The following is a 3103-nucleotide window of genomic DNA, read 5'->3' on the forward strand; positions in this document are numbered from 1 at the left end:
TGCAGACGGTCTCCTTTATGTTTGTAATGATGGTGGTTCGCCATAAGAGCACCTACACACTGTAATAAGTAATACACTGCAAAAGCACGAGAAGCGAAGGAGACGATTTCCAGTAGGTCTGCAGTCCAGATCAATATAATTGCCAGTATTGATACCACCAGGTAACACTTGTTAGTCGATAATTCTCCATTACTGCTTTCACTTGCCAAACAACCAGCACCAACAGTATCTGCAACAGCTGCACTAAATTGGCTCATGACCGCGGCCACAATCAACATCAGGGGTAGCACGGTTGCTGCCAGCCCTGTTGCAGCGACAATTTCCGCAATCTGGATATTTTCCAGGTTGAGATGTTGCACAATTGGCATCAACGCAATAACTGATACTATATAGAGTGCCCCTGAAATTAATTGTGCTTGTCGCATGGTTTTCACACGGGTTTTAGCATTATATTTTTCACCCAGAAAACGCGACGTCTCAAAACCCTGAACTACAAGCAAAATACCAGACAACATAAACACCTTGGTTATCAAGTTTCTGTCCTTAATGTTAAAGGTAAGTTCTCGTTCGGATTGTATGAAGTTAAAGTCATATACAAATATCCCAATCAACAGTGCTGCAACAATTGACAACTGTAAAGACATTGAATATGCCTCAAGTTTCTCAAGACCGCCAAGGCCACGAATAAAACCCGTTGTAGCAATAAAAACTACGATGATTGTGGTCATGAGTCTTTCAAGGTTAGGTGAATCACCAAACCCTATGTATATTAGAAGAAAAGATGACAGTAACGACAAATAGAATGCAACAGCAGTAACGTAAGCAAATGAAAGCACCGCATTTGCGAGCAAATCGACTTTATATATTAAAGGGTGTGTTTTCCTGTCATGCAGCAGGGGTTCGGCATTAATAATATTAAAGCGAATAACACCACCTATTGCATAGGCAAGCACAACAATACCAACAACTGCGACAGGAGAATACTCACCAACAACACTGGCTAGCAACGGTGCTATGATCAGAAAACCGCTACCAATTATGGAAGAAAGTGGCGTAAGTGTTGCCTGCCAGGACTTGCTTTTGGTAAATCGAGGCTGATACATAAACAGCAACACACCAGCGACAATAAAAACAAGCAAAATGTTCAGCATATCCACTCCAGTTTATAGCATTTCGCTATATATAACTCTACTTCGCATCCATGATATAACGTGATAAATGCTATCACAAAATGGAAAATGAGTATTATTTTACGCCAAATAACATTCTTTAAAGTGAGTGTTAAGTTACACCGAAAAATGATACAGATACAGTTAATATTTACATTGGTCATTAACCCATCAAAAGCCACTTAATTATTTGATAACATTTATCATCGAGTCTTTTTTTAGGTGATTCTGATTTATGATGTCAAACCAATAACTAGTTATTGGTGGTTCATTAGCAAATAAAAAAATTAGCTGTATCTGGCTCATTTCTCAGTACACGTTAATGGTCCAAAGCAATTTAACTAATACAATCTTATAGCTTTCATCTTGAGGCATTGCCAGAACATTTGTGTCCTGTGATGCAATTTGCACTGACTACTGGATGCAGGCGAAATGAAATCCTGCAAATGGAATGGCGACGTGTTGATTTTGATCGGCGTGTCGCGTGGCTGGATCACGGTACAACATAGAACATGATTCAATACATTCTTATAACGTCACCAGTGAATTCTTAAAAACCCAGGACAGTTAAATCCAGATTTCCGTTTTTGATTGGTGGACACCAGTAATATGCACCACTGATTGGCCGAGTAAAAGTAAACAACGCATCACTAATTGCATCTTCTTTGCCCAGCATGCGATTGAGCAACACTTCGAAAGCAGCAAAAGAGTGACCAAATGACACAAAAACCAGCCCTGCATCCATACCATCAGCCCAAGGCATCGATCGACGAAGAATAAAAGCTTCCGGTGAGAAGCTTTCCTGTGCAGTACGTTTAACATGGGCAGAATCAGGGGCCTCATCAAATTCTTCATTATCACTGATATGGCGCCCGATCACGTCATCCTGCTCATCTGTTGTCATCTCATCTAGTTTGTCAAAATCGTGTATCCACTGCTGTACAGCAACAAAACTACTACCATCTAACCCTGCACCTTTATCTTGTACGATAGCAGCTTGAATAGCCTTATTTCCTTCAGGATTTTCAGTACCATCTTCATATCCGCTGAGATCCCGATTTTGATCATATTGAAATGAATCGATTACATTAGACAAAGCAAAACCCGGTGCAAGCATGTTTTCAATCTGGCGCGAACGATGAAAAATATCACCAGGGTCACTACCACGTAACCAACACCACAATGCTGCTGGTGTTGAAGGCACATCGATTCCACTACCTGTTTGTGCTGGCATTGTACTTAAGCCGGATATATCTTTGCCCAGGGCTTCCACCAGAGACTGCCCTATCCCAATAACAAGCTCATCTGTAATGTCTATTGATGCAATTGCCTGCAATGCGGGTTTAATATCGGACATTGAGTCAATGGTAAATTCTAGATAACGTGCCATTTTTGCATTATCTACAAGAATGCCTGTTTGAGTTGTATGCATGTCTGTTCTCCAGTTATCGATGTTTGACTAAGATGATGATATAAAAATTCAGATCAACCCAGTTTTTACTAATCTTTTATGCAGGTATTACCTTGCTCCGCGACAAGTAAAGCTGGATTGATTGAATAAATTCCTGTCATAGAGTTTACCAGCTATTTAACCAACTCTACTTCACCTGGCTTCCAGCTCTTATCAAACCAGGGCTCAAGTGGGCCATATATTCGGAGGATGGGAAACCATGATTTTTCGGGTACAGTCTCTATCCAGTTTTGTTCCTTGCCGGGTGGGCCAACAACAGACGGTCAGTACAAACAAAACGGCTTCCCGAGAAACTATGTTTGGTTGTTTTTTATATATCTAAAATTAACCTGGCATTATTTATAAGCATGCGTGATGACTTTACCGACTAGCAAACCCAGAACCTGAATATGGATGAAATAGTTCAGAAACTAAGTCTCGATGAGCGCCCGCTACCCAACCACCACCTCCATCCTTCAATATT

3 protein-coding genes are annotated in these 3103 nt (G+C 40.7%); 1 reads left to right on the forward strand and 2 read right to left on the reverse strand.

From position 1 onward, the window contains the following. Positions 1–1151 (reverse strand): hypothetical protein (locus tag QNK26_RS15275; protein WP_319224640.1); only part of this gene is annotated, 1151 nt, incomplete at its 3' end. 416 nt (positions 1152–1567) lie between these two features. Here QNK26_RS15275 and QNK26_RS18840 point away from each other — a divergent pair. Next, positions 1568–1678: a hypothetical protein gene (locus QNK26_RS18840; protein ID WP_413816371.1), complete on the forward strand. Its 111-nt coding sequence runs from the start codon at positions 1568–1570 to the stop codon at positions 1676–1678. A gap of 41 nt (positions 1679–1719) precedes the next feature. Here the strand turns inward: QNK26_RS18840 and QNK26_RS15280 are convergent, their stop codons facing one another. Further along, entirely contained in the window at positions 1720–2601 is an 882-nt protein-coding gene (locus QNK26_RS15280; RefSeq protein WP_319224643.1) for a Dyp-type peroxidase, read from the reverse strand. Between the last annotated feature and the right edge of the window lie 502 nt (positions 2602–3103).

This window comes from Moritella sp., from assembly GCF_033791185.1.
Lineage (GTDB): Bacteria > Pseudomonadota > Gammaproteobacteria > Enterobacterales > Moritellaceae > Moritella.